The 24,226-nt window shown below is 40.9% G+C and carries 34 protein-coding genes; 11 read left to right on the top strand and 23 right to left on the bottom strand.

Going from position 1 to position 24,226, the window contains the following annotated elements; translation table 11 throughout:
* Nucleotides 1–44: 44 nt before the first annotated feature.
* From parC to NST56_RS11150, 3 genes are all read right to left on the bottom strand, one after another.
* Nucleotides 45–2,462 (bottom strand): DNA topoisomerase IV subunit A, encoded by a 2,418-nt coding sequence (gene parC, locus NST56_RS11160; protein ID WP_168747953.1) that lies wholly within the window; start codon nt 2,460–2,462, stop codon nt 45–47.
* 3 nt (nt 2,463–2,465) lie between these two features.
* Nucleotides 2,466–4,433 (bottom strand): DNA topoisomerase IV subunit B, encoded by a 1,968-nt coding sequence (parE, locus tag NST56_RS11155; protein ID WP_268472510.1) that lies wholly within the window; start codon nt 4,431–4,433, stop codon nt 2,466–2,468.
* 390 nt (nt 4,434–4,823) lie between these two features.
* Nucleotides 4,824–5,231: a CoA-binding protein gene (locus NST56_RS11150; RefSeq protein ID WP_268447457.1), complete on the bottom strand. Its 408-nt coding sequence runs from the start codon at nt 5,229–5,231 to the stop codon at nt 4,824–4,826.
* Between the two features lie 168 nt (nt 5,232–5,399).
* On the opposite strand from NST56_RS11150, the gene plsY reads away from it, so the two are divergent.
* Both plsY and NST56_RS11140 read left to right on the top strand, forming a co-directional pair.
* Complete coding sequence (plsY, locus tag NST56_RS11145) at nt 5,400–5,981, top strand: glycerol-3-phosphate 1-O-acyltransferase PlsY (RefSeq protein WP_010334422.1); 582 nt, start codon at nt 5,400–5,402, stop codon at nt 5,979–5,981.
* Nucleotides 5,982–6,074: 93 nt separating this feature from the next.
* On the top strand, nt 6,075–6,362 hold the full coding sequence (locus NST56_RS11140; RefSeq protein WP_029441412.1) for a HesB/YadR/YfhF family protein: 288 nt from the start codon (nt 6,075–6,077) through the stop codon (nt 6,360–6,362).
* 32 nt (nt 6,363–6,394) lie between these two features.
* On the opposite strand, the gene NST56_RS11135 is transcribed toward NST56_RS11140, so the two are convergent.
* The 7 genes from NST56_RS11135 to acnA form a co-directional block, all read right to left on the bottom strand.
* Complete coding sequence (locus NST56_RS11135) at nt 6,395–6,694, bottom strand: hypothetical protein (RefSeq protein ID WP_010334420.1); 300 nt, start codon at nt 6,692–6,694, stop codon at nt 6,395–6,397.
* A gap of 15 nt (nt 6,695–6,709) precedes the next feature.
* Nucleotides 6,710–7,126 carry a YbgC/FadM family acyl-CoA thioesterase gene (locus tag NST56_RS11130; protein WP_010334419.1) on the bottom strand — a complete coding sequence of 139 codons (417 nt, stop codon included), beginning with the start codon at nt 7,124–7,126 and terminating at the stop codon, nt 6,710–6,712.
* Nucleotides 7,127–7,206: 80 nt separating this feature from the next.
* Nucleotides 7,207–7,464: a small acid-soluble spore protein Tlp gene (gene tlp, locus NST56_RS11125; RefSeq protein WP_286058487.1), complete on the bottom strand. Its 258-nt coding sequence runs from the start codon at nt 7,462–7,464 to the stop codon at nt 7,207–7,209.
* A gap of 33 nt (nt 7,465–7,497) precedes the next feature.
* Nucleotides 7,498–7,644, bottom strand: coding sequence for an acid-soluble spore protein N (locus tag NST56_RS11120; protein ID WP_010334417.1), 147 nt, complete (start codon nt 7,642–7,644; stop codon nt 7,498–7,500).
* Nucleotides 7,645–7,708: 64 nt separating this feature from the next.
* A complete protein-coding gene (locus tag NST56_RS11115; protein ID WP_003244964.1) occupies nt 7,709–7,834 on the bottom strand; it encodes an FbpB family small basic protein in 126 nt (41 codons plus the stop codon).
* A 79-nt stretch (nt 7,835–7,913) separates the two neighbouring features.
* A complete protein-coding gene (locus NST56_RS11110) occupies nt 7,914–8,423 on the bottom strand; it encodes a redoxin domain-containing protein (RefSeq protein WP_339181996.1) in 510 nt (169 codons plus the stop codon).
* Between the two features lie 73 nt (nt 8,424–8,496).
* Nucleotides 8,497–11,226 (bottom strand): aconitate hydratase AcnA, encoded by a 2,730-nt coding sequence (acnA, locus tag NST56_RS11105; RefSeq protein ID WP_168747947.1) that lies wholly within the window; start codon nt 11,224–11,226, stop codon nt 8,497–8,499.
* Between the two features lie 226 nt (nt 11,227–11,452).
* Between acnA and sspO the strand changes: the two genes are divergently transcribed.
* From sspO to NST56_RS11085, 4 genes are all read left to right on the top strand, one after another.
* Nucleotides 11,453–11,599, top strand: a complete 147-nt coding sequence (gene sspO / locus NST56_RS11100; RefSeq protein WP_003244839.1) for an acid-soluble spore protein SspO — start codon at nt 11,453–11,455, stop codon at nt 11,597–11,599.
* 31 nt (nt 11,600–11,630) lie between these two features.
* Entirely contained in the window at nt 11,631–11,777 is a 147-nt protein-coding gene (locus tag NST56_RS11095) for a small acid-soluble spore protein P (protein ID WP_003221237.1), read from the top strand.
* A 78-nt stretch (nt 11,778–11,855) separates the two neighbouring features.
* Nucleotides 11,856–12,248: an outer spore coat protein CotM gene (cotM, locus tag NST56_RS11090; protein ID WP_339182186.1), complete on the top strand. Its 393-nt coding sequence runs from the start codon at nt 11,856–11,858 to the stop codon at nt 12,246–12,248.
* Nucleotides 12,249–12,478: 230 nt separating this feature from the next.
* A complete protein-coding gene (locus NST56_RS11085; protein ID WP_268447454.1) occupies nt 12,479–12,907 on the top strand; it encodes a DUF2621 domain-containing protein in 429 nt (142 codons plus the stop codon).
* Between the two features lie 30 nt (nt 12,908–12,937).
* Here NST56_RS11085 and NST56_RS11080 read toward each other — a convergent pair whose 3' ends face one another.
* The 3 genes from NST56_RS11080 to NST56_RS11070 all read right to left on the bottom strand — a co-directional run bounded on the left by NST56_RS11080 (nt 12,938) and on the right by NST56_RS11070 (nt 14,668).
* Nucleotides 12,938–13,429 carry a CcdC family protein gene (locus NST56_RS11080; protein WP_081720869.1) on the bottom strand — a complete coding sequence of 164 codons (492 nt, stop codon included), beginning with the start codon at nt 13,427–13,429 and terminating at the stop codon, nt 12,938–12,940.
* A gap of 79 nt (nt 13,430–13,508) precedes the next feature.
* Nucleotides 13,509–13,871: a response regulator gene (locus tag NST56_RS11075; RefSeq protein ID WP_010334411.1), complete on the bottom strand. Its 363-nt coding sequence runs from the start codon at nt 13,869–13,871 to the stop codon at nt 13,509–13,511.
* 89 nt (nt 13,872–13,960) lie between these two features.
* Complete coding sequence (locus tag NST56_RS11070) at nt 13,961–14,668, bottom strand: cytochrome c biogenesis protein CcdA (RefSeq protein WP_168747945.1); 708 nt, start codon at nt 14,666–14,668, stop codon at nt 13,961–13,963.
* Nucleotides 14,669–14,888: 220 nt separating this feature from the next.
* Between NST56_RS11070 and ynzD the strand changes: the two genes are divergently transcribed.
* Nucleotides 14,889–15,062, top strand: a complete 174-nt coding sequence (gene ynzD, locus NST56_RS11065) for an aspartyl-phosphate phosphatase YnzD (protein ID WP_024121579.1) — start codon at nt 14,889–14,891, stop codon at nt 15,060–15,062.
* Nucleotides 15,063–15,135: 73 nt separating this feature from the next.
* Here the strand turns inward: ynzD and NST56_RS11060 are convergent, their stop codons facing one another.
* The 6 genes from NST56_RS11060 to yneA all read right to left on the bottom strand — a co-directional run bounded on the left by NST56_RS11060 (nt 15,136) and on the right by yneA (nt 19,496).
* Nucleotides 15,136–15,354: a YneF family protein gene (locus tag NST56_RS11060; protein ID WP_003221221.1), complete on the bottom strand. Its 219-nt coding sequence runs from the start codon at nt 15,352–15,354 to the stop codon at nt 15,136–15,138.
* 85 nt (nt 15,355–15,439) lie between these two features.
* Nucleotides 15,440–15,886, bottom strand: coding sequence for a sporulation inhibitor of replication protein SirA (gene sirA, locus NST56_RS11055; RefSeq protein ID WP_029441408.1), 447 nt, complete (start codon nt 15,884–15,886; stop codon nt 15,440–15,442).
* A gap of 152 nt (nt 15,887–16,038) precedes the next feature.
* Nucleotides 16,039–18,042 (bottom strand): transketolase, encoded by a 2,004-nt coding sequence (gene tkt, locus NST56_RS11050; RefSeq protein WP_339181991.1) that lies wholly within the window; start codon nt 18,040–18,042, stop codon nt 16,039–16,041.
* Nucleotides 18,043–18,216: 174 nt separating this feature from the next.
* A complete protein-coding gene (locus NST56_RS11045; RefSeq protein ID WP_029441406.1) occupies nt 18,217–18,450 on the bottom strand; it encodes a DUF896 domain-containing protein in 234 nt (77 codons plus the stop codon).
* 63 nt (nt 18,451–18,513) lie between these two features.
* Entirely contained in the window at nt 18,514–19,167 is a 654-nt protein-coding gene (locus NST56_RS11040; protein WP_010334407.1) for a recombinase family protein, read from the bottom strand.
* A gap of 17 nt (nt 19,168–19,184) precedes the next feature.
* Nucleotides 19,185–19,496 (bottom strand): cell division suppressor protein YneA, encoded by a 312-nt coding sequence (yneA, locus tag NST56_RS11035; RefSeq protein WP_168747943.1) that lies wholly within the window; start codon nt 19,494–19,496, stop codon nt 19,185–19,187.
* A 155-nt stretch (nt 19,497–19,651) separates the two neighbouring features.
* Between yneA and lexA the strand changes: the two genes are divergently transcribed.
* Entirely contained in the window at nt 19,652–20,269 is a 618-nt protein-coding gene (gene lexA / locus NST56_RS11030) for a transcriptional repressor LexA (RefSeq protein WP_010334405.1), read from the top strand.
* A 393-nt stretch (nt 20,270–20,662) separates the two neighbouring features.
* Here the strand turns inward: lexA and NST56_RS11025 are convergent, their stop codons facing one another.
* Both NST56_RS11025 and fosM read right to left on the bottom strand, forming a co-directional pair.
* Complete coding sequence (locus NST56_RS11025; protein WP_339181988.1) at nt 20,663–21,091, bottom strand: hypothetical protein; 429 nt, start codon at nt 21,089–21,091, stop codon at nt 20,663–20,665.
* Between the two features lie 81 nt (nt 21,092–21,172).
* Nucleotides 21,173–21,595: a FosM family fosfomycin resistance protein gene (gene fosM, locus NST56_RS11020; RefSeq protein WP_010334403.1), complete on the bottom strand. Its 423-nt coding sequence runs from the start codon at nt 21,593–21,595 to the stop codon at nt 21,173–21,175.
* 303 nt (nt 21,596–21,898) lie between these two features.
* On the opposite strand from fosM, the gene NST56_RS11015 reads away from it, so the two are divergent.
* From NST56_RS11015 to NST56_RS11005, 3 genes are read left to right on the top strand one after another with little or no spacing between them, the layout of a single operon-like run.
* Nucleotides 21,899–22,102: a DUF892 family protein gene (locus NST56_RS11015; RefSeq protein WP_339182182.1), complete on the top strand. Its 204-nt coding sequence runs from the start codon at nt 21,899–21,901 to the stop codon at nt 22,100–22,102.
* Nucleotides 22,099–22,398 carry a spore coat protein gene (locus NST56_RS11010; protein ID WP_010334401.1) on the top strand — a complete coding sequence of 100 codons (300 nt, stop codon included), beginning with the start codon at nt 22,099–22,101 and terminating at the stop codon, nt 22,396–22,398. Before NST56_RS11015 ends, NST56_RS11010 begins: the two co-directional genes overlap by 4 nt.
* Before the next feature lie 8 nt (nt 22,399–22,406).
* Nucleotides 22,407–22,859: a YndM family protein gene (locus NST56_RS11005; protein ID WP_268451161.1), complete on the top strand. Its 453-nt coding sequence runs from the start codon at nt 22,407–22,409 to the stop codon at nt 22,857–22,859.
* Between the two features lie 22 nt (nt 22,860–22,881).
* Here NST56_RS11005 and NST56_RS11000 read toward each other — a convergent pair whose 3' ends face one another.
* Both NST56_RS11000 and NST56_RS10995 read right to left on the bottom strand, forming a co-directional pair.
* Nucleotides 22,882–23,640 (bottom strand): poly-gamma-glutamate hydrolase family protein, encoded by a 759-nt coding sequence (locus NST56_RS11000; RefSeq protein ID WP_339181980.1) that lies wholly within the window; start codon nt 23,638–23,640, stop codon nt 22,882–22,884.
* A 227-nt stretch (nt 23,641–23,867) separates the two neighbouring features.
* Nucleotides 23,868–24,179: a hypothetical protein gene (locus tag NST56_RS10995; RefSeq protein WP_026014714.1), complete on the bottom strand. Its 312-nt coding sequence runs from the start codon at nt 24,177–24,179 to the stop codon at nt 23,868–23,870.
* Between the last annotated feature and the right edge of the window lie 47 nt (nt 24,180–24,226).

Here is a 24,226-nt window from a genome sequence, read left to right as displayed (position 1 = left end):
AAATATACCCGCTCACGATATGTGAGCGGGTTTTTTAATGATGATTATTCAGTTTTAAGACGCCAGACAGCTGTGATCTTGCCTGATTCTTCTTCATCAATAAAGAATGAACCATTGCTGTATCTGTCGTTTGTTCGCAATTCTTTAGCCTGCAGTTCTTTTCTGTCCCCTTTTTCCGTTTCTGCCATAAACCGCTCATTAAGTCCGCATGCAAACAGCGAAACGACACGATGTGGATTTTTCTTCAGCTCCCGCAGCATAACGACTCCCCGTTTTGCACGGGAGGTCTTTTCAAATTCAGAAAGACTCATACGTTTGACCGCTCCCCTTTGTGTGAACAATACAAGAGAATCGGATTCATGCAGAATTTCTCCTGACACGACAAAGTCTCCATCTTTCAAGTTAATTCCTTTAACGCCTGCTGCACGTGCACCCACAACATTCACTTCATCTTCTCCAAACCATAGGCCATACCCCAGATGTGTCGCCATCAAGATCTGACTGTCACCATTTGTCACGTGTACATCAATCAGCTCGTCTTCACCCTTTAGATTTAACGCTACAAGCGCTTTAGAATAACGCTGTGCTTTGTAATGCGTGAGTTCTGTCTTTTTCACCATGCCGTTTTTCGTGAAGAATAAAAGATAAGCAGACGGATCAAATTCTTTTATCGGGATGGCCTTAACAATCGATTCGTCCCGTTCAATCGTGATTATGTTTGAAAAATGCTGGCCCATGTCCTTCCATCTGATATCAGGCAGCTGGTGAACCGGACAATAGATGTAGCTTCCCTTATTTGTGAAAAGCAGCAGCACATCTGTCGTATTCATTTCAAACTGATGCAGCAGCCTGTCTGTATCCTTCATTCCGAAGTCCTGCCCGTTTGAAGCGGCAAAGGAACGCTGGCTTGTGCGCTTTAAGTAGCCATCTTTTGTAACGGTCACGTATACATCCTCAGAGGCAACCATGACTTCAAGATTAATTTTGATTTCCTCAATTTTTTCTTCAATGACAGAGCGTCTCGTGTCCGCATATTTCTTTTTCAGCGCTTTTAAGCTGTTTGTAATGACCTTTAACAGCTTTTTATCATTGCTCAGAATTGATTCAAGTTCTTCAATATTTTTGCTGAGTTCTTCAGCCTCTTCCTTGAGTGCTGTGATATCTGTATTTGTTAAACGATATAGCTGCAAGGACACGATAGCTTCAGCCTGAGGCTCAGTGAATTCATATTTCGCCATTAAATTGTTTTTGGCGTCACGTTTATCGCTTGAGGAGCGAATCGTTGCGATGACTTCATCCAAGATCGATAAAGCCTTCATAAGACCTTCTACAATGTGATGTCTGTCTTTTGCTTTTTGAAGCTCATAAACAGATCGGTTTGTGACCACTTCTTTTTGGTGGCCGATATATGCATCTAAAATAGCAGGCAGACTCATCAGCATTGGACGGCGGTTATGGATCGCCACCATATTAAAGTTATACGTAATCTGTAAATCAGTATTTTTATATAAGTAATTCAAAATGCCCTTGGCATCTGCTTCTTTCTTTAGTTCTACGACCACTCTAAGGCCGGTTCGGTCTGTCTCGTCTCGGACCTCGGAGATGCCTTCAACCTTTTTATCAATACGGTATTCGTCCATTTTTTTCACAAGGTTGGCTTTGTTGACTTCAAATGGGATTTCGGTAATCACAATTTGCTCTCGTCCGCCTCTGATCGCTTCGATCTCAGCTTTTCCGCGGATAATAATTTTCCCTTTTCCGGTTTCGTAGGCTTTTCTAATGCCATCAACGCCCTGGATAACTCCGCCTGTCGGAAAGTCAGGCCCTTTGATCACTTCCATGAGATCGTCTACAGAGCATGACGGCATTTGAATGCGTTTAATCACAGCATCAATGACTTCTCCTAAATGATGAGGCGGTATATCAGTCGCGTATCCTGCAGATATACCGGTAGATCCGTTGACCAGCAAGTTAGGGAACATAGCCGGAAGTACAACGGGCTCCTTGCTTGTATCATCAAAGTTCGGGACAAATTCAACTGTATTTTTGTCAATATCCCGCAGAAGCTCTGATGCAATCGAAGATAACTTCGCTTCTGTGTAACGCATGGCCGCCGGAGGATCTCCATCAATACTTCCGTTGTTCCCGTGCATTTCAATTAAAACATTACGCACTTTCCAGTCTTGGCTCATCCGCACCATTGCTTCATACACCGAACTGTCCCCGTGCGGATGGTAGTTACCGATGACGTTACCGACCGTTTTGGCCGCTTTTCTGAAATTTTTATCAAATGTGTTTCCGTCTGTATGCATCGCATACAGTATTCTGCGCTGTACGGGTTTTAAACCGTCGCGCGCATCAGGCAGCGCCCTGTCTTGAATAATATATTTACTATAGCGTCCAAAACGGTCGCCGATCACCTCTTCTAATGGTAAATCATGAAATAATTCTGGCTGTGACAATCATTAAACCTCCTCAGCGACCGATAAGTTTTCATTTTCTAAAATATTGCTTTCTTCGTCTAAGCCGAAAGCTACGTTTTTCTCAATCCACTTTCTGCGCGGCTCTACTTTATCGCCCATCAATGTCGTCACGCGTCTCTCAACACGTGCCGCGTCGTCAATTTTGACCCTTACAAGTGTACGGGACTCCGGATTCATCGTCGTTTCCCACAGCTGATCCGCGTTCATCTCACCAAGACCCTTGTATCGCTGGATTGTATAGCCCTTGCCGACTTTTTTCAGTACTCCATCCATCTCTTCATCAGACCATGCATATTCAATGATTTCTTTTTTACCGCTTCCTTTGCTGACCTTATATAAAGGAGGCAGTGCAATGAATACCTTTCCATTCTCAATGAGCGGCTTCATATAGCGATAGAAAAAGGTTAAAAGCAGCACTTGAATATGAGCGCCATCAGTATCGGCATCCGTCATAATGATGATTTTATCGTAGTTAATGTCGTCGATTGAAAAATCAGCTCCGACACCGCCGCCGATTGCATGAATGATCGTATTAATCTCTTCGTTTTTAAAGATATCAGCAAGCTTTGCTTTTTCCGTGTTAATGACTTTACCTCGCAATGGCAGAACCGCTTGGAATCTGCGGTCTCTTCCCTGCTTTGCTGAACCGCCCGCAGAGTCACCCTCAACGAGATACAACTCATTTTTTGCCGGATTTCTTGAACCCGCAGGTGTCAGCTTACCGCTTAATGTCGCTTCTGATTTTTTTCGTTTTTTGCCGCTTCTGGCTTCTTCCCGGGCTTTACGTGCCGCTTCTCGCGCCTGGCTGGCCTTTATTGCTTTTTTCACAAGAAGAGTAGCGGTGTCCCGATTTTCCTCTAAAAAGTAAGCAAGCTGTTCTGATACGATTGCGTCTACAGCAGATCTTGCTTCGCTTGTGCCGAGTTTTCCTTTTGTTTGTCCTTCAAATTGAAGAAGTTCTTCAGGAATACGGACAGAGATTATAGCTGAAAGCCCTTCCCTTATATCTGTGCCTTCAAGGTTTTTATCCTTTTCTTTCAGCAAAGCCACTTTTCTCGCATATTCATTAAAGGCTCTCGTCATCGCTGTCTTTGCACCTGACTCATGAGTACCGCCGTCTTTTGTTCTGACATTGTTAACAAACGACAGGATATTTTCAGAATAGCCGTCGTTAAACTGGAACGCAAAATCCACTTCGATGGAATGATGTTCTCCTTCAAACGAGACCACTTCAGACAGGGCATCTTTTTCCTCATTTAAGTAAGCAACAAACGCTTCTATGCCGTTCTCATAATAAAAGACTTCACGCTGGCCGTTCCGCTCGTCAATCAGTTCAATTTTTAATCCTTTTAATAAAAACGCTGATTCTCGTAATCGCTCAGAAAGCGTTTCAAAATTATAAGTTGTTGTGCTGAACATTGTCGGATCAGGTTTAAAGTGAGTAAGTGTGCCTGTCTTTTTTGTTTTGCCGATCTTTTCGAGAGATGTGACCGGTTTACCTCCGTTTTCAAAACGCTGCTGATAGACGAAGCCGTCCCGCTCAATCGTAACCGTCAGCCATTCAGATAAAGCATTCACGACAGATGCACCGACGCCGTGAAGCCCTCCGCTTGTCTTATAGCCGCCTTGACCGAATTTTCCGCCGGCGTGAAGCACCGTTAAAATGACTTCAGGGGTTGGTTTGCCGAGTTTATGCATTCCAGTCGGCATGCCGCGGCCTCTATCCTGTACAGAAATACTGTTGTCTTTATGTATTTTAACGATAATGTGATCACCATGGCCGGCAAGTACCTCATCGACTGAGTTATCTACTATTTCATAAACCAAGTGGTGCAAGCCTCTCGCGTCGGTTGAGCCAATGTACATACCCGGCCTTTTCCTAACGGCTTCAAGGCCTTCCAGCACCTGTATGGCATCTTCGTTGTAATCAAATTGCTGTTTTCTAGCCAAACGTACAAACCCCTTTCAAAAAACTAACATTCTCTTTTTCATTGTTTACCTGTCAATTGTATAAAAGTATTTTTCAAAATCCTTGCCCCGGTGCGCTTCTGCCTTGGACTCTTCATTATAACCAATGTAATCCCATTCTCAACATACAGCTAACGAATCATTCCGTATAACATCCAAAAGTGCTGTTTTTTCGATATAAGAACGTATGTTTGTTTATTATATATAAAGCAGCGGACCTTCGCAAATCGTACGGCCGGAACCCAGCTTAGCAAGGCATTCAAAAAAGCTGTTCAAGCTTTATTGTATCTGTTTCACAGTAATTCGCAAACAATATCTTTACATAAAAAAGCAAAAATCCTTGAATTCACAAGGATTTTTGCAGCTCTGCATCTATTTTGTTACAGCGTGTGCCACTTTTATGCACAGATCCATGATGACCGTTCTGCCTTCTTCCTTCAGCATCTGATAAGCCTCTTCGTTTACCAGGCCTTGCTGCGCCCAAAATACCGGGGCATCTGTCTCCAGAAACTCTTTAGCGACATCAGGAAGCTGTTCTGAACGTCTGAATACATTTACGATGTCAATCGGACCGTCAATTTCTTGTAACGATGATACGGCTTTTACACCGAGCGCCTCTTCGATCGTCGGATTTACCGGTATGATTTCGTATCCCGCATCCTGCATCGCTTTTGATACCATATACGATGTTCTTTCGGGACGATCTGAAAGCCCGACAACTGCTATTCTCTTACTTCCATCAAGAATTTCTTTGATTTCCGCTTTGGATGGGTTTTGCATGATAGACCACTCCTTTTTGTTTATTCTACAAGACCGATAAGGAAGAACGCAAAACATGATGTATGAATGATTAGATTTGTAAGCAAACTTTACAAAAAAACTTATCATCAGATCATGACATCTCATGTTAAAATAGAAAGTAGGGACATTGAAAAAGGAGAAATGTAGATGTTAATTGCTTTATTGATTATTTTGGCCTACTTGATAGGCAGTATTCCATCTGGCTTAATCGTAGGTAAGCTTGCCAAGGGGATTGATATTCGGGAGCATGGCAGCGGAAACTTGGGCGCTACCAACGCGTTCCGTACACTGGGCGTAAAAGCTGGTTCGATTGTCATAGCCGGAGATATTTTGAAAGGGACACTGGCAGCTGCATTGCCTTACCTCATGCATGTTGATATTCATCCGCTCCTTGCGGGAGTCATAGCGGTTCTTGGCCATGTGTTTCCTGTCTTCGCCAAATTTAAAGGCGGCAAAGCCGTGGCAACTTCGGGAGGCGTTTTGCTGTTTTATGCTCCTCTGTTATTCATTACAATGGTTGCGGTCTTTTTCATCTTTTTATACTTGACTAAATTTGTTTCTCTGTCATCAATGTTAACAGGGATATATACTGTCATATATAGTCTCTTTGTACATGATAAGTATTTATTGATTGTCGTCACGCTGCTCACTGTTTTTGTAATATACCGGCACCGGGCGAACATCAAACGAATTATCAATAAAACAGAACCTAAAGTCAAATGGTTATAAATGTTTGAAAAACTTCTATTTTGACACGAGGTAGCCTAATACGTTTATAATAGAGAAAATCAAATGATAACAAAGGGAAAAGGGGGTTCTGTTATGAATATGACAGTTAACGAAGACGCGCTGAACTGGTATAAAGAAGAGCTTGATTTACAAAACGGCGACCAAGTTCGTTTTTTTGTCCGCTATGGCGGCTGCAGCAACGTTCAAAAAGGTTTTTCTCTAGGAGTGACGAAAGATGCTCCTCAAGAGGCAGGAGTCACGGCAGAAGTCGGAGGCATCACCTTCTTTATTGAAGAAAGTGATCTTTGGTACTTTGACAACCATGATCTTCTCGTCAGCTATTCAGAGTCTGCTGATGAGCCTGTATTTGAATATCAATAAGAAAAAGAACGCATATGATATGCGTTCTTTTTTTATAAATGAAAACGTGTAAGATGATCGGTCAGGTTTTCTTGTTCTAGGATATATTTTTGCGTCTCACCCAAAAGATCAAAGTGGGGAAATTCGCTTTTTTTATGTATCCATTCTTCCTTCAAACCGTACGCCGCACCCCATTGAACCAGCTTATCAATATCTGCACAGCCTGCTTTTGTCACGGTTTTAGATTCCGGGAAACGGTCATCCAGCCAATAATGTGTTAAAAATGCGATTTCCCCTCTTTTGACTGCCTTCTTCCAGCGGTTAACTTCCTCCCGTTTTACGCCAAAAGCCATCTGTCATTCACTTCCCTATTTTTTGGCCTTTTCATATGCTGCGTGCCAATCGGGGAAAGCCTTACGAAACTGAATCGGTTTAAAACTTTCTTTATCCACACAAATATGAGATGATTTCGCTTCAATAGAAAGCTCACCGGCCGGATTATATATATGGTAGCCATATATGGTTTTAAAGCCGTTGTATTCCTCAATCCATGTGTGCACTACCGCAGTTTCCCCATAATGAAGGGGTTTTTTGTAGGAAATATTGATATCAACGACTGGGGAAAGAACGCCTTTCTTTTCCATATCACTGTACAAAAAGCCTAAGTCTTTAATGAGTGCCGTCCTTCCGACCTCCATCCAAACAAGATAATTCGCATGATACACGATCCCCATTTGATCTGTTTCAGCGTAACGCACTTCTATTTCTGTTTTTGATACATGCAAGATACTCTGCTCCCTTAATCAGTTTAGCCCCATTTTACCACATCCAAATCAGAAAGAAAAAAACCAGGTTTCCCTGGTTTTTAGGAACGGTATCCGTTTTCTCTCGCTTCGGATTCGTCTTGAATTTCATTGCGAAACGCCTCGATGCTCTCTTCCCGTCTCGCGTTTTTTTCTTTGATGCGCTGCTTATCTTCTCCTGAAGCAAACTCCATTGATTCTTCTGCTTCTTCTATATTTTCGATCGTATTTTGAACCATATCCTGCAGTTTCTCTACGTTGTCAGAACGGTCGTCAGGATTAGGCTGCTGATATTGATTTTGATTTTGGTTTTTTGTCATTGGGATGAACCTCCTTGAATAAAATCAATCCGGCTACTCGCCTTTCGTCTGCATGATAACTGGCTGTTGACCAGAAGTATCGTGCATTTTTTCCCCTTTATTGCGTTTATATTTAACAGGCTTTGTACCCAAGTGGCTCGGAGCATATTGAGGCTGACCGTTTTTCTTGTTGTTTCCCATGTTTATCCCTCCTCAACAAATAGGATTCTCAAAAGGAGGGGTAAACATGAATACAAATTAAAGGTTATTTTTGCTTGAATCTCTGTTCAAGTTTTTCCTCAAGCTGATTTAAATATTCCGTATTCGTCATCAGCTCTTTTTTGTTTTCCATGACGAGCTCATGAAAAGAACGTTTTCTCATCTTCTTCACTCTTCTCACCTCCGCGTATTCTTTTATTTTTTCCAATTCTGAAAATTTGTAAGCATGTTCGCACAAAAAAAAACTGAATCTAATGAATATCCAGTTTTTCTTTCATCTCTTTTTTTGTCATCGTCCCGATATGTATGTCTTTTATCACGCCTTTTTCATCTAAAATATAGGTAGTTGGGTATGAAAACACATTATAGTCTGCATTAATACCTTTTTTATCAATTAAAATGGGGAAGGTTAAATGATACGTATCTGCAAAGGCTTGCACCTGTTTTTCGCTTTTCTCAGCTGAAGTGAAATTAACTGCAATAACCGCTAAATCTGAGTGCTCCTTTTGCAGTTCCTCCATCGCCGGCATTTCCTGTCGGCACGGTTTACACCAAGTTGCCCAGAAGTTAAGCAGAACTTTTTTGCCTCTGACATCTGATAAGGAGCTGCTCTCTCCTGATAGCGTTTTCAAAGTAAAGTCAGGCGCTTGCTGTCCCTCTTCAATGCCTATTTCTTGTTTGCTAAATTGCTGATAGATGTTCCAGCACATGTATCCGGCAAGCCCTATTAACAGGATTCCTGCGACCCATTTTTTCAGCATATGTCATCCACCCCCGGAGCTATCTTATCTCATAAAAAGAAGAGAAAGCAGGGCGCCTTCTCTTCTTCATACGTCATGATTGCTTCATTTTTTCGCGAAGAACCATTTGCAGAATTCCGCCATGGCGGTAATAATCAATTTCAACTTCACTATCGAAGCGCACAAGTGCTTCAAATGTTTTTACATTTCCGTCTTCATCAATTGCTCTTACTGTAACGATATCACGAGGGCGTACGCTTTCATCAACATCCACCTCGATCGCTTCTTTACCGCTTAAGCCGAGTGTATCCGCATTTTCACCTTGTTTAAATTGTAGCGGGAGCACACCCATGAATACCAGATTACTTCTATGGATTCTTTCAAAGCTCTCAGCAATTACAGTTCTAATGCCGAGCAGGTTTGTTCCTTTTGCAGCCCAGTCACGGGAAGATCCCATACCATAATCTTTTCCAGCTAAGATAGCAAGGCCTGTTTTATCTTCTTTATATCTCATGCAGGCATCATAGATTGAAGTCACTTCACCAGTCGGCCAATACGTTGTATATCCGCCTTCTGTTCCCGGCGCGATCTGGTTTTTGATGCGGATGTTTGCAAAAGTTCCTCTCATCATAACCTCATGGTTTCCGCGGCGTGAACCGTAAGAGTTAAAGTCACGAGGTGACACACCTTTTGATTGCAAGTATTTTCCGGCAGGTGTATCTTTTCCGATTGCCCCTGCAGGAGAGATATGGTCGGTTGTGACTGAATCGCCGAATTTACCGACTACACGAAGACCTTTTAAAGGTTCAACCTTGCCTGGTTCAACTGACATTTCCTCGAAGAAAGGTGGGTTTTGGATATAGGTTGACTCATTATCCCATTTGTAAAGCGCTTCGTCTGTTGTCTCAATCTCATTCCAGCGCTTGTTGTCATCGAATACTGTTTCGTACTCCTTGCGGAAGAGCTCCGGTGTAACGGTTTGTTTAACAAGTGAATTAATTTCGTCCATTGACGGCCAAATATCGTTAAAGTACACTTTTTGTCCGTCTTTGCCGACACCGATCGGATCCGTCTTCAGGTTAATGTTCACTGTTCCAGCCAACGCATAAGCTACTACAAGCGGCGGAGAAGCAAGGTAGTTACCTTTCACAAGCGGATGAATACGTCCTTCAAAGTTACGGTTTCCAGAAAGAACAGACGTAATCAACAGGTCATTTTTCGCAACTGCTTCTTCAATTTCCGGTGAAAGCGGACCTGAGTTTCCGATACATGTTGTACATCCGTATCCTACGAGGTTAAAACCAAGCTCCTTCATGTATGGAAGAAGGCCTGAATTCACAAGATAACCTGTAACAACCTTAGAGCCCGGTGCAAGTGATGTTTTCACGTAATTAGGCACTTTGAGACCTAATTCAACCGCTTTTTTCGCCACAAGGCCGGCACCGATTAAGACGTATGGGTTAGATGTATTCGTACAGCTTGTAATCGCAGCAATAGCGATTGCACCTGTTTTCATGACTGTTTCTTCGCCGTTAAGCAATTTAAATTTAATTTCTTTGTCTTCCTCTTCGGCGTTTAATCCAAATCCTTGGTTACCCGCAGGGCTGACTAAGTGCTTTTTAAACGTTTCCTGCATATTAGAAAGCGGTATCAAATCCTGAGGGCGTTTTGGACCCGAAAGGTTGGCTTCAATTTTAGACAAATCAATTTCAACGACATCAGTAAATTGCGGGTCTTCTACGTCAGGAGTGTAGAACAAGCCGTTGCTTCTGCAGTATGCTTCTACTACATCAATATGTTCAGCATCGCGGCCTGTCAGACGCAGATAATTAAGAGCTTCTTCATCTACAGGGAAAAATCCGCATGTAGCACCGTATTCCGGAGCCATGTTGGCGATTGTCGCACGGTCTGCTAGCGGCAGTTCAGCAACTCCCGGTCCGAAGAACTCAACAAATTTGCCGACTACGCCTTTTTCACGCAGTACTTGTGTCACTTTTAACGCCAAGTCAGTGGCTGTTGTTCCGTTCGGAAGCTTTCCGACAAGTTTCGCGCCGATTACCTCAGGAACAGGGAAATAAGAAGGCTGCCCGAGCATTCCGGCTTCCGCTTCAATTCCGCCGACACCCCAGCCGAGAACACCGATTCCGTTAATCATTGTTGTATGCGAGTCGGTTCCTACCAGCGTATCAGGATACGTAATCAGTTCTCCGTCTTCTTCGACTGCGTGGACAACGCTTGCCAAGAACTCAAGGTTTACCTGGTGAACGATACCTGTTGCTGGCGGTACTGCCTGGTAGTTATTAAACGCTTTCTTTGCCCAGCTTAAAAATTTGTAACGCTCTGCATTTCTTTCAAATTCCAAGTCCATATTAATAGCCAAAGCATCTTCTGTGCCCGCTTTATCAACCTGTACAGAGTGGTCGATGACAAGATCAACAGGAATCTCAGGGTTGATTTTGTCAGGATCTCCGCCGACAGCTGCCATTGCTTTACGTAATGAAGCAAGGTCAACTACTGCCGGTACCCCAGTGAAATCTTGTAAAATAACGCGAGATGGTTTAAACGGAACATCGATTTCCTTTAACTCGGCAGTTCCCCATTTTGCCAAATTCTCCACGTGTTCTTTTTTGATGACGAATCCGTCAACTTGACGCAGTACAGATTCTAAAAGAACTTTGATGGAGTAAGGAAGCTTCGATACCTTTCCGATCCCCAGATCTTCCAATGCTTTCAAAGAGTAGTAATGATAGGTTTTCCCATTTGTAGTAAACGTTTTTCTCGCTTGGAAAACGTCTTGTGCTACAGTTTTTTGCTCGTTTGCCATTCTCCAAAATCCCCCTTCAGATCAGTTCATTCTCAGATGAACGTTACATTCCATCACAATTTTCTCACAATTTCATATTAAAACAAAATCATACATAAGTAAATATCAATGTTTTTATTAAATACAATAAGATCGGCTTATCAGGCGAAAAAACGGGAAATTTTACTGTTTACGCTCTCTCATATTCCTCATTGAAAGAAGCCATATTATGATTGAGGTGATAATGATGGTCAAAAGAAAAGCAAACCACGTAATAAATGGGATGAATGACGCAAAAAGCCAAGGCAAAGGGGCCGGCTATATAGAAAACGATCAGCTTGTACTGACTGAAGCAGAACGCCAAAATAACAAGAAAAGAAAAACCAATCAATAACGTTGAACTCTTTTAAGGAGGTTCTCATTTTATGACCAATAAAAATACAAGTAAAGATATGCATAAAAACGCCCCTAAAGGACACAATCCGGGTCAGCCGGAACCTCTTAGCGGAAGCAAGAAAGTAAAAAACAGAAATCACACAAGACAAAAGCACAATTCAAGTCATGATATGTAGTAAAAGCAGACCTTAGTGTCTGTTTTTTTATGCGTTCACCCATTTCTGACCAACTGCATATGCTAAAGCAAGGTTGATATATGGAGGAATGCTTCCATGACCCATTCAAAACGAAACGATGCTAATGATTTCGATGGTATGGAGGAATGGCTTCGACAATTTTTTGAAGATCCGTTCGCCTGGTACGACGAAACATTACCTATTGATCTATATGAAACAAGTCAGCAATATATTATTGAAGCAGACATATCGTCTTTACAGCCAACACAAATAACAATTACCTTGTCCGGATGTGAGTTCATCCTAACGGTTAAATCCTCGGAACAGACTCTTGAAAAACAAATGATGCTTCCTTTTTATTTGAATGACAAGTCGATTGAGACTGAATGCGAAAATCAAATTCTCACAGTTGCTGTCAATAAAGAGATGAATGAAGGCTCTTCTTTTTCTCTTCAATTTCCTCTCAGCTAAAATCAAAAGTCACTTTCATCCCCTATTATGAAAGTGACTTTTCTCCGTCCATTTATCGTCAAATACCCTCTAGTGACTCTCCCATGGCCAAATAGCAGATTCACTATACAATAGAATATGATCTATCATCTCTTTTGACTAGACGTCTATCATTTTTTTCTATTTTTTTTAACGTTGTTCTTCTATTCCTTCTTCATATACAATATGGTTAGTATAAGGGGGAATGATTGATGCTGGAAGGCTGGTTTTTGTGGTTTATTCTGTTTTGGGTGATCACGATGATTGTCTTGTTATCAATCGGCGGTTTTTTTATGTTCCGAAAGTTTTTAAAGCGTTTACCAAAAGAGGACGGCAGATCTGAGCTGGATTGGCAGGATTACTATATTGAAAACAGCAGACATCTATGGAGCAATGAAAACAAACAATTTCTCGATGAATTGGTTACACCTGTTCCAGAGCTGTTCAGAGATATAGCGAGAGCAAAAATTGCCGGAAAAATCGGAGAGCTGGCATTAAAAGAAAACGTAGCAGCGATTGATCAGCGGCTTATTATCAAAGGTTATATTCTGGCTACTCCGAAAAGAGATCATACCTTTTTAAAGAAGCATCTAAGAGACAAGAATATCGATATTGAACCTTATCAGGCCTTTCTTAAATAAAAAACCTTTCCCGCGAAGAGGAAAGGTTTTTTAATTCATTTGAATGTCTGCTGACTGCAGCTCGCTTTGAAGTTTTCGATATGACAGATACATGGCAATTCTCCACGGCACAATCATACCGAATGCCAGAATCCAAAACATACCGCTCAGTGCGCCGTAATCAACCGATGTGCTTAAAATCGATTTCATCACAATTCTGATCACCAAAAGGCCGATTAATATAAAGACAAATGCCTTAGACCGTTTCATGTAAATTTCATTATTTTTAATTTCAAACTTTGAAGTTTTTATAAGAAAAATAGAGAAAATCACGCCTAAAGTGATCGCTTCTAAAAACTCTTCACCTGTTACCCAAAAAACCGGAAATAAAAACATTAACGCCCCCGTACTCATAAAAATCGGCGGAAGAATGATTTTTTTCGCTGAAACAGGTTTATCGGAAGACTTAATTCTGACCACCATCACAGCTGCAGCCATTAAAACAGCAACAATTGATGAAACTATTATCATCATACTTATCATTCCTTTGTTTCTCGGAGTGTTGACACTATATACTATACTCCAAAACAATAAAAAAAACCATTTTGAAAAGAAATGACTTTCAATTCCCCATAACGCGATTCACAGCTTCTAATACTTTGGACTCCTCAAACGGTTTGACAATAAAATCTTTTGCCCCAAGTTCAATGGCTTCCGTAACAATTCTTTGCTGGCGCATTGCGGTACACATGATTATCTTTGCTTTAGGGTCAAAGGATATGATCTCTCGAAGCGCCTTAATGCCGTTTTTCACCGGCATCGTAATATCCATCGTCACTAAGTCCGGCCGAAGTTTTTTATACAGGTCAGCCGCTTGTTCGCCGTCCGCCGCCTCGCCTGCTATTATGTAATTTGCCTCTTCCAAGATCTCTCTGATTTTTACTCTCATGAACTTGGCGTCGTCTACAACTAAAACTCTTGTCATATTCCCCTCCAAAAATCGAATTCCTCAGGTAATAGTCTTATTGTACCAAAAACAAAAGGATTAGTAGTAGTGCAAAAGTAATTTAACAGTCAGAAACCTGTAAAACCACCAAAAAGATCCGACAGCAAAATAATGATCAAGCTCATCCAGTTAAAAAATAGCAGGATCCCAATTACAATCATAAGTACGCCGCCCGCTTTCATGATCAAAAGCTGATTCTTCCTGATCCACTTCAGCTTCGTAATGAAGAACGACAATAATACAAACGGAACGGCAAATCCGAGAACATATAGCATCATATACGGTACCGCTGAGCCAGGATTCGTACCTGCTAATGTGATAACAGCCCCCAAAATAGGACCGGTGCAAGGCGTCCAGCCAGCCGCAAAAGCCATACCGATTAAAATTGAACCGAAAAACCCCCCCGGCTTATGCTTAAAATGGACTCTGCGCTCTTTCATGATAACCTCAGGACGAAACACGCCAAGCGTGATAAAACCGAACAGAATAATGAGCAAAGCACCCACTTGCCGAATAGCATCATGATAATCCCTAAACAAGGTTCCAATAAAAGATGTACCATATCCTAAAGCAATAAAAATCACTGAAAACCCCAGCAAAAAAAACAGCGTATGAGCCAAGCTTCTTTTTTGCAGCAGCAGTTTCTCTGTTTTCACATCATCCATGCTCACTCCTGTAATATATGACAGGAAAGCCGGATACAGCGGCAGGCAGCAAGGCGAAATAAATGATAAAAATCCCGCCCCGAATGTCAGAAGATAATTCACATCTCCCATGTCATCATCCCTTCATAATTTGACATTCCTTCAAGTTATGACAAAATCATTTCATTTTTTTAACACTTTCACTCGAAGGATTTCTATTTTCAAAAAAAACTTATATAATTTAATTTGACATTGAGACATTGTACTCCTTCTCATTTGAAAATTAGTATAAATATGGATATAATATAAACATTCACTTTTGAAGATCTAATGTATGAAAGGATACATCCCTGTGATTAGAGAGCATCTATTAAATGAAATTGAAAAAAAAAGAGCAGAGCTGCTGCAAATTGTCATGGCAAACGGTATGACATCTCATATTACGATAGAACTCAGTCAGGAGCTTGACCATCTTCTCATACAATATCAAAAGCAGCGCCTTCGAGCAGTAGCGGGTGATGAATGATTGCAAAATAAAAAACCCGATAAAGGGTTTTTTATTTTATAACCATGTTTCTCTATATCATAATCTTTACGTATTATTTCGTTTGATTATTCATGGCTTTCATCATTTGATTGATTTTCTTTTGAGAAGGTTTCATTCCCATTTGCATCATCATCATGCGTAACATTTGTTCATTAATAGGCGGATTCTTTTTAAGGTAGCTCATCATATATTTACGAGCAATAAAAAACCCGAGTGCAACACCTATGAGCAGTGCAACAACGCCCACTAGGATGCCAACCCATAAAGTCATTTTATTTCCTCCTTCATGTTGTCTAGTTTAAAGTGTACTAAACCAAAAGCTATTATACAACATTTACATCTCTTTTTCTTCGGTTTTAGACAAAATTTCTTTCTTTCACCGGATTTAACCACCCATACCGCTTCGTATTGAAATCCATTGCGAGAAAGCAAGGGCTTACTTTGCGAAGAACTTCAAAAAATATCGTTTCTGCCTCGTAATCTCCGTTAGCTACAATTTCAATCATGTGTTCCCTCATCATAAAAGACGCTTGTCCCTTTGCTTTTGGCAGAGATAATCTATAAATATAATCCAGCTGTGTATAGTTTGTATTATTCAAATTCATTTTTAACCGCTGATGCATATGTAAAATCGGAATAGGTTTCGTAATATATTGAATTTGTTTCTCTGTCATTTCATACTGCTGCCTCGTCAGGCTTGTCCAATGATAGTCTTGAAACAGCTCAAACATAACCGATTCCCGCCCGAAATAGTGATTGGCAAATTCCTCTTTGATCAGGTACGTATAGTAGTGACGTTCCATCTTCTCATCCCCTTTTCCAGCAGCATTTCATTTGCAATCTATTATACAAAAGAAGAGAAGAAAGAATTGTCTATTACTGTTAACCAGCCAATACTATTTTTGTCGGATAAACAAGAAAAAGAGGATGATTTGACTCATCCCCTTTGAAAACCTTATTTATTGATTAATGCTTTAACTCGATCCACAACGTTTGCAACTGAGAAGCCGTATTCATTGATGATCGTTTCGCCAGGAGCGGAGGCACCGAATTTGTCAATGCCGAGCACGTCTCCTTCAAGCCCTGTGTATTTACCCCAGCCAAATGATGCGCCCATTTCAATCGCAAGGCGTTTTCTCACATCTGACGGAAGCACGGAGTTTTTGTATTCATCGGATTGTTTCTCAAAACGATCTACTGAAGGCATGCTGACGACAGAAACATCAATATTTTCTTTCGCCAATTCAGCCTGTGCTTCAATTGCCAGACCAACCTCTGAGCCCGTCGCGATAAGAAGAGCGTCCGGTGTTTCGTTTTTAGACTTAGAAACAACATAAGCACCCTTTTCTACACCAGCCAATGCCTCTTCAGCTGTTTGGTCGATTGTAGGAAGGTTTTGGCGTGTCAATACGAGTGCCGTTGGATGATCTGTGCTCTGTACCGCAAGCTTCCATGCCGCTGCTGTCTCATTACCGTCTGCAGGGCGAATTAAAGAAAGGTTAGGCATTGCGCGTAAAGAAGCAAGCTGCTCAACCGGCTCGTGAGTCGGTCCATCTTCACCGACCGCGATACTGTCGTGAGTAAAGACATATGTCACAGGAAGACCCATTAAGGCTGCAAGGCGAATCGCCGGACGCAAGTAATCAGAGAAGACAAAGAATGTTCCGCCGAATACACGGAGTCCGCCATGAAGCGCCATACCGTTTAAGGCTGCACCCATAGCAAATTCACGAACACCAAACCAGAAATTTTTGCCTGAGTAATCAAGCGCTGTATAATCACCGGAATTTTTAATCGTCGTTTTGTTTGATCCTGCTAAGTCTGCAGAACCGCCAACAAAGAACGGAATTTTATTCGCAAGACCGTTTAGAACCTCACCTGAAGAGGCACGGGATGCCAGACTGCTTCCTTTTTCATAAACAGGCACCTCTTGATCCCAGTCTTTCGGAAGTTCTCCTTTGATAGCCAGTTCAAGCTGTTGAGCGAGTTCCGGATAAATTTCTTTATATTTACCGAATTGGTCATTCCATTCCTGTTCCTTTTTCTCGCCGGATTCTTTTACTGTTTTTGCGAAATGCTCATATACTTCTGACGGAACGTAGAAATCTTCTTCATACGTCCATGCATAAGCTTCTTTTGTTAATTTACTTTCTTCTTTGCCAAGCGGAGCACCGTGAACACCGGAAGTGCCGGCACGGTTAGGGGAACCGAAACCAATTGTCGTTTTCACTTCAATTAATGTAGGTTTCTTGTCGTTTTGGCGTGCTTTTTCAATTGCGGCAGATAATTCTTCAATATTGTTTCCATCCTGAACGTAAAGAACTTCCCAGTTCATCGCCTCAAAACGCTGTTTTACGTTTTCAGAGAATGAACGATCCAGATCTCCATCCAATGAGATGTCATTTGAATCGTATAATACGATGAGACGGCCAAGCTGAAGATGGCCTGCTAGTGAAGCGGCTTCAGAAGAGATACCTTCCATTAAATCACCGTCACCGCAAATGCTGTATGTATAGTGATCGACTACATTGAATGAATCACGGTTGTAAGTTTCGGCTAAATGGCGTTCTGCAATAGCCATTCCGACCGCCATTGCGATTCCTTGTCCAAGCGGCCCTGTTGTTGCATCAACACCGGCTGTATGTCCGAATTCCGGATGTCCCGGTGTTTTGCTGCCCCACTGACGGAATCCCTTAAGATCTTCAATACTGAGATCATACCCGCTTAAATGAAGCATGCTGTATAAAAGTGCTGATCCGTGTCCCGCAGATAAAACAAAACGGTCGCGGTTAAACCACCCAGGGTTTGCCGGATTTACATTCATAAATTTTGTCCATAGCGTATATGCCATTGGCGCTGCCCCCATAGGCATTCCAGGGTGACCAGAGTTTGCTTTTTCAATAGCGTCTATTGATAGTGTGCGAATGGTAGCAACTGATTTCTTTTCAATTGTATCCATAAAAATCCCCTTCCTTATATGTTGTACCCTTTCATCATAAATGTCTGACGACTTTTTCTCAACTGTTTCAGCTTAAATTTGAGAGAAACTTGATGAATTTTGTCACCTGAAGAAAGCCCAGCTGTTTGTAGTATATACAAAAGAGGAATACGATATTGCCGTATTCCTCTTATATTAATGGAGTCTGTTATTTTTTTTTTCTCTTTTTAACTTTTCAGGTGTTACGTCATTGCCTTCAGGATCAATGATTTTTACACTTTTTAATGTGTTTTTCATAGAAGAACGAAATCCTTTTAGGTATTCTTGACGGAGCTTTTGCTGCTCGGCTTTTTCTTCTTCTGTGATAACGCCAGCTTTAGCTTTTGCGGCAAGTTCATTGATTCTGGCAATTTTTTCGTTTGAAATCATGATAAACTCCTTTATTGCATTTTGTGTATATACTACTAAAACACGAGGAGTTTTACAACTGATTCACTCGCCTGTCTGCTCATTCTCTATGTATTCTTGAAAACGCCGATGGACTGTCGCCTTTGACACATCATAGCCAAAACCTCTCAACGTAGCCGCGATTTCAGCAAACGTCAGTTTATTCGCTCTCAACCGGACAATCTCCGAGATCGGAACTTCTATTCTATCTTTTCCGCTGTTTTCATGCTGGTTTTTCAGGTTCTTTTGAGGCTTAAAACCATTTTTTACTGCGCGTTTCATTCCACGTTTAATTTTCATGTTGTGGATTTTTCTCTGGTATTCCTCCACAATACTGACGATTTCCAGCACCATAGAGTCAGCCTCCGATAACTCAAGTTCACCTCTGTGAGCTGTCGTAAATACTTTCACTCCTTCCCTGTAAATACAATGAAGAAGTGCAATTTTCGCGTTTCCCCGGCCGAGTCTTGTTTCATCCTGAACTAAAATCACATCAATATTTGAGTTCTTGATATGATCAAGCAAATCAAATACACCATCCCGGTCCATTTCATATCCGCTGGCTTTTTCAGAAATCACTTTGACGACTTCTATGCCGTTCTCAGCCGCAATGGCCGTAAGCTCCTCCTCCTGCCGCTTTAATGAGGTTTCTTGCTGTTCTTTATTTGTGCTTACGCGGGCATAAATGAGTGCTTTCACCTTTCTACCTTTCCTCTCTATTTAACAGTAGCCAGTTCGTATGCAGCCGGATGTTCCTTTTTTAATGGAATCACCAATTCATCTCCCGGCTGAAGTTCAGACGGCTGAAGATTATTTTTTTCAGCTACCCATTCAATAAAATCACTTTTATTTATCTTTTTTGAGTCAGCCACCTGGTCGGCAAGCGACCACAGCGTATCCCCCTGCTGAACTTTTATTTTAACATACTGGTTAAGCTCCTGGTCGCTGCTTGTATATGACAACAGAAGGATAACCACGCTTAGAATCACAGTGAACAGGCCGACAAAAATAATAGATTCTTTACTCATGATAACAACCTCCAACAAGAATGTTTGTTCGCATTTTTATAATTTCAGTATATACGAACAAACGTTTCTGTCAATTGTTTTTTCGAACCTATGTTTGTACTGTCAGGAAAATCATGCTATAATCTACTTAAAATCGACGTTTAGAGGTGCAAAAAATGACGAAGCTTTCAAAAAGGCAACTTGATATCCTCCGTTTTATTAAAGCAGAGGTTAAATCAAAAGGATATCCGCCTTCCGTTAGAGAGATCGGAGAGGCTGTCGGCCTTGCGTCCAGTTCAACTGTCCACGGCCATTTGGCCCGTTTGGAAACAAAAGGACTGATTAGACGCGATCCGACAAAACCAAGAGCGATAGAAATTCTGGATGAAGAAGTAGAGATTCCAAAGAGCCAAGTCGTTAATGTACCGGTAATCGGAAAAGTAACGGCCGGATCACCTATTACAGCGGTTGAAAACATTGAAGAATACTTCCCGCTTCCTGACCGTATGGTTCCTCCGGATGAGCATGTGTTTATGCTGGAGATTATGGGAGACAGTATGATTGACGCAGGTATACTTGATAAGGACTATGTTATTGTAAAACAGCAAAACACGGCGAATAACGGTGAAATCGTAGTGGCGATGACAGAAGATGATGAAGCTACGGTAAAACGTTTCTATAAAGAGGATACACACATTCGCCTACAGCCTGAAAATCCAACCATGGCTCCGATCATACTGCAGAATGTCAGCATATTAGGAAAAGTAATTGGTGTGTTCAGAACTGTCCATTAAACTATCAAACTATCAGGTACAAAGAATAAACCCCCTCTCCCTTTACGGAGTGGGGGTTTTGTTTTAAAAAAAAGCAGGTTCGCCCTGGCTTAGGTGCGAACCTGAATAGGAGGAAAAAGAACATCATGTTTACACCATAATTATCCATCATTTAATTGTTGAAGTCAAGAAATTTTCTTTCCTTAACGAAACTTTTTCTTTAAAAAATATTGTTTAAAAATGTAGTCGTTCCTATCTTATAAATGTTTCGATCTTGGACGTGAAAAGATTAGTTATACTCTGCTCTTTTATCATGAGCGAGATCAAAAAGAATATATTGAATATTTAGTACATAGTTTATTTAGTTAATTTATTCCACAAAAAAAGCTCACTGCTTTTCAATAAATGTGAGCATCAATCAAAAGTAAAATATTCTACACCATAGCGCCCTTTTACATGAACACTTCCACAGTTTGGGGAATGTTCTTCAGCTACTATTCGATACCGATGATACGGTTCAATGGAAACCTTATCTTGAGCGCTAAAATCAAACCAATTACCGATGAATTGTTTGGCGCTTAACGTAGTGTAATTACCTGTAAGTCCCATTCGCTGAAGCTTAATGTCAACTGAACAAGTATTCACTCCTCGTATCGTAAACTGGTACCCTAAAAAATAGTCAATTGCCGGTATATCACCAATGTTTTCTACATAAAGCGCTTTTGTTTCATCATTTAGAATGAAATCGGTTTTATATTCATAATGTAAAGTTGCTGCATGAATCGTCCCGGTTCCAAAAACACATAGCAAAACAGCTGTCATCAGCAAGATTTTATTTCTCAAATGCAATCCCCCTCCTTTACCATATATTACCCCCAAAAGATAAATATGTATATCCTCTGTTGCTCTGTTTCCCGTACTTTTTCAATCATAAAAATCCATATGGGTTTTAGCTTGCTTATAATATTGAAGTCTGTCTTGAAGAGTTCCTGTATGGAATTCAAATTTATGGCCGTCAGGATCGGTGAAATAAATTGATTTTCGATCACGTTCATCTCGTTCTCTCCCAGGCAAAATAGTAACTTGAAGATCTTTTAATTTTGCGGACATTTCTTCAAACTTACTTTCTTCAATTGTAAAAGCGATATGGGTATAAGAAGCCTTAATGTCATTTCTGGGAATGTCACGCTCTTCGTTGAGAGCCAGCCATATGCCGTTTAAATCAAAATATGCAGTGCTCCTTCCTTTGGCCAACAATTTAGCATCAAAGACATTTTGATAAAACTCGATGGATGTCAGTAAATCAGAAACAGAAAATAACAAGTGATTGATCCCTTTGATCTCCACTGTGTCTCCTCCTCAGTATTTATAGATAGCCGATTAAAAAACTTAAATATGGGACTTTCAATAATGCAATACAGACATTGGGATAAAGACGTTTTTTTAGTAAAAGCGTATAATTCTTCAAATTTTTACTCAGCCTGTTTCAAAAGATTGAAAGCTGGATTTTTATTTTTAGACGCTCATCCCCACCCTTATGTACGGGCGCTCCAGTCAGAAAGTTTCAATTCAACAAAGCAAAAAATACCAGTGTAAACAAAAGCAATTTGCTCAAAATAAACCATATTACTTAAGAAGGGAATGACCGTGATGAATGACTACGGCCTTCATGAAACGTTAGAATTGCTCGAATTGCTTACGTTTAAAAATCTTTGTTTGACAAAATCTTCAACCATGACGGGACTTGTACAAGATGAAGAATTAAAGAGTATTCTTGAACAGGATGCTCAAAAAACAAAACAGCAGGTTGCACGTTTGCAGGAATTGCTGTCAGTGAGAGGTGAACAAGCGTGAATGAGTTCTTTCAAAAATTAGCCGGAATGGGCAGCATGACCGAACAAGTGATCGCAACGGATTTTTTAATATCGGCAAAGACAGGCGTAAGGAATATTGCAGCTGCCATCACAGAATCTTCTTCCCCAGAAGTCAGAGAAACGCTGCAGCAATATTTACATGACGCGATTAATACCCATGAACAAATTTATCTTTATATGGCTGCAAAGGGTTTTTATCATTCTAAAGATTTAACTCAGCAAATAAGTGTCGATCTTGAGGCTGCAGATACCGCTAAAGATTTGCCTCAAATATAGGTGATCAAATGAAACATATTATCGCTCTTGCTTCTAAAACAGCTTTAACTCTTGCCCTCTTGTATGTGATTTTGGATAGAGTTTACCATGCTTCCTTCTTAAGTGTGCTGTTTATTGCATTTTTCTTAAGCTTTGTAACATACCTTTCCGGTGACATCCTGATCTTGCCGAGAACCAGCAATGTGACAGCTTCACTGGCTGACTTCGGGCTTTCACTCGTTATTCTTTGGGTCTTTCTTGAAACGCAAACGAGAAACGGTTTCTCACCGTTTGCAGCTGCTCTTATTGCTTCTGTCTGCCTGACTGTTTTTGAATATTTTTTTCACCGGTATTTGCTGAAAAATGTGTTGGATGAAACATTCAGAAACGAACTGACTGCTAAAGATAACACTTTGCAATATCAAACCGAGGCATCAGATGAATTGTTCCCTGAAGCCCCTGATCAGAAGGATGAAAAATAAGGAGGCGCAAAGCCTCCTTATTTTAATAACTGTTTTGCATAAAATGGGTCAACACTTCCGTAAAATCATAAAACCTCTCATTTTGAGTCGTGGATCTGCTTTTTAAAGAAAAGATGCCAAACAAAGATTCTCTAAAACCTGTACTCATCTCTAACTGGATGCTCAAACCGGTTTTTGATTTATTCGCTATATTGTTTGGACTTACGCCTGCATGCGGATGATCCGTACCAAGCAATTCAGCTGGAAAACCGGCTTTCTGCAGTTCTGAAACCAATTCTGCCGCTCTTGATCGGTCTGTTCCGCCGATTTGTATCTGTTGGTCCTCTCCTGCATACCCATGCAATGAAATGACATACTCATGACTTGCTACAAGTTTCAGTGCCTGAGGTTCATCAAAATGTGTGCTTGTTATATGCAGCACTGAATTTCCAGACGTCTTCAAACCTTCAAACAAATACATGGAATACTGTTGGCTGAGCTCTCTCGCTACTTCACTTGTGCCGCCTTCAATACCTCCCCCGTGAATAGCTAAAACAAGCACAGGGCTGCCGATTTCTTTTGTGACAATGCTGTAATCAGAAGGATCTTCGTTATTCTTTAATTCCTCGAAATTCTGATAGATATCCTCTGCACATACTGAAGAAACCGGAACAAACAACAAAAAAATTAACAACATTTTTACATTTTTTAAAGTTGATGGAAAACGTTTGACTATGTTACAATCAACATGCTTCAAGGAATGGAGCAAACGGCGGAGCAGGGATACTTTGGCCGGTTTCATCTACTCCGCCTCAAAACCAAAAACACAGGATGCTGGATTCTTTGAGGCTTTAGCACGAATTATCTCGTCCTCCTTGTTAAATTTTTGTTAAATTCACAATATTATATACCATTAGCCCGGGTGCTGTTCTTCACATTTATGAATTTATACTCCTTAGCAAAAAAGTAAGATCGCACCGGCTTTCCATTAAATAAAAAAATGCACCCGCCTGCTGGCTTGTGCACCTTTTACTTTCTGTTATTCCCGCGTTTCCTTACTTTGTTCAGCTTATTAATGTCTTTTTCAATTTTTCTTATACTCCGCTTTTGCGGAATGGCTTTTATTTCACTGTAAACAGCAATAAACCCGCTTAAAGTAACTGCTGCAATATAAACGAAACGGTGTTTAATAAAACGGACAACAAGATCATGGTCACCTGCTTCTTTTTCAAGCCTTTCGATCACATCTTTATCAAACAGCTGATCGACATAAACTTGCTTCATCCCCACTGCAAATCCCGCAGCCAGCCATACAATCAGAAATAAACTGATATACAACATAAAAACCCTTCCTTCCCCGTCTGTATGAGGTGCAGAATTAAAATGCG

Origin of the sequence: Bacillus sp. FSL R5-0560 (assembly GCF_037966305.1) — a bacterium.
Lineage (GTDB): Bacteria > Bacillota > Bacilli > Bacillales > Bacillaceae > Bacillus > Bacillus mojavensis.
This window is presented reverse-complemented; position numbering and strand designations above follow the sequence as displayed.

Coding starts and splice junctions, on each gene's coding strand:
- NST56_RS11150 (WP_268447457.1), bottom strand. CDS start 5,231: ATGCAAAACCCATCCAAAGCGGAAATCAAAGAAATTCTTGATGGAAGT.
- plsY (WP_010334422.1), top strand. CDS start 5,400: ATGTTAATTGCTTTATTGATTATTTTGGCCTACTTGATAGGCAGTATT.
- NST56_RS11140 (WP_029441412.1), top strand. CDS start 6,075: ATGAATATGACAGTTAACGAAGACGCGCTGAACTGGTATAAAGAAGAG.
- NST56_RS11135 (WP_010334420.1), bottom strand. CDS start 6,694: ATGGCTTTTGGCGTAAAACGGGAGGAAGTTAACCGCTGGAAGAAGGCA.
- tlp (WP_286058487.1), bottom strand. CDS start 7,464: ATGACAAAAAACCAAAATCAAAATCAATATCAGCAGCCTAATCCTGAC.
- NST56_RS11120 (WP_010334417.1), bottom strand. CDS start 7,644: ATGGGAAACAACAAGAAAAACGGTCAGCCTCAATATGCTCCGAGCCAC.
- NST56_RS11110 (WP_339181996.1), bottom strand. CDS start 8,423: ATGCTGAAAAAATGGGTCGCAGGAATCCTGTTAATAGGGCTTGCCGGA.
- acnA (WP_168747947.1), bottom strand. CDS start 11,226: ATGGCAAACGAGCAAAAAACTGTAGCACAAGACGTTTTCCAAGCGAGA.
- sspO (WP_003244839.1), top strand. CDS start 11,453: ATGGTCAAAAGAAAAGCAAACCACGTAATAAATGGGATGAATGACGCA.
- NST56_RS11095 (WP_003221237.1), top strand. CDS start 11,631: ATGACCAATAAAAATACAAGTAAAGATATGCATAAAAACGCCCCTAAA.
- NST56_RS11085 (WP_268447454.1), top strand. CDS start 12,479: ATGCTGGAAGGCTGGTTTTTGTGGTTTATTCTGTTTTGGGTGATCACG.
- NST56_RS11080 (WP_081720869.1), bottom strand. CDS start 13,429: ATGATAAGTATGATGATAATAGTTTCATCAATTGTTGCTGTTTTAATG.
- NST56_RS11075 (WP_010334411.1), bottom strand. CDS start 13,871: ATGACAAGAGTTTTAGTTGTAGACGACGCCAAGTTCATGAGAGTAAAA.
- NST56_RS11070 (WP_168747945.1), bottom strand. CDS start 14,668: ATGGGAGATGTGAATTATCTTCTGACATTCGGGGCGGGATTTTTATCA.
- NST56_RS11060 (WP_003221221.1), bottom strand. CDS start 15,354: ATGACTTTATGGGTTGGCATCCTAGTGGGCGTTGTTGCACTGCTCATA.
- sirA (WP_029441408.1), bottom strand. CDS start 15,886: ATGGAACGTCACTACTATACGTACCTGATCAAAGAGGAATTTGCCAAT.
- tkt (WP_339181991.1), bottom strand. CDS start 18,042: ATGGATACAATTGAAAAGAAATCAGTTGCTACCATTCGCACACTATCA.
- NST56_RS11045 (WP_029441406.1), bottom strand. CDS start 18,450: ATGATTTCAAACGAAAAAATTGCCAGAATCAATGAACTTGCCGCAAAA.
- yneA (WP_168747943.1), bottom strand. CDS start 19,496: ATGAGTAAAGAATCTATTATTTTTGTCGGCCTGTTCACTGTGATTCTA.
- lexA (WP_010334405.1), top strand. CDS start 19,652: ATGACGAAGCTTTCAAAAAGGCAACTTGATATCCTCCGTTTTATTAAA.
- NST56_RS11015 (WP_339182182.1), top strand. CDS start 21,899: ATGAATGACTACGGCCTTCATGAAACGTTAGAATTGCTCGAATTGCTT.
- NST56_RS11005 (WP_268451161.1), top strand. CDS start 22,407: ATGAAACATATTATCGCTCTTGCTTCTAAAACAGCTTTAACTCTTGCC.
- NST56_RS11000 (WP_339181980.1), bottom strand. CDS start 23,640: ATGAAACCGGCCAAAGTATCCCTGCTCCGCCGTTTGCTCCATTCCTTG.
- NST56_RS10995 (WP_026014714.1), bottom strand. CDS start 24,179: ATGTTGTATATCAGTTTATTTCTGATTGTATGGCTGGCTGCGGGATTT.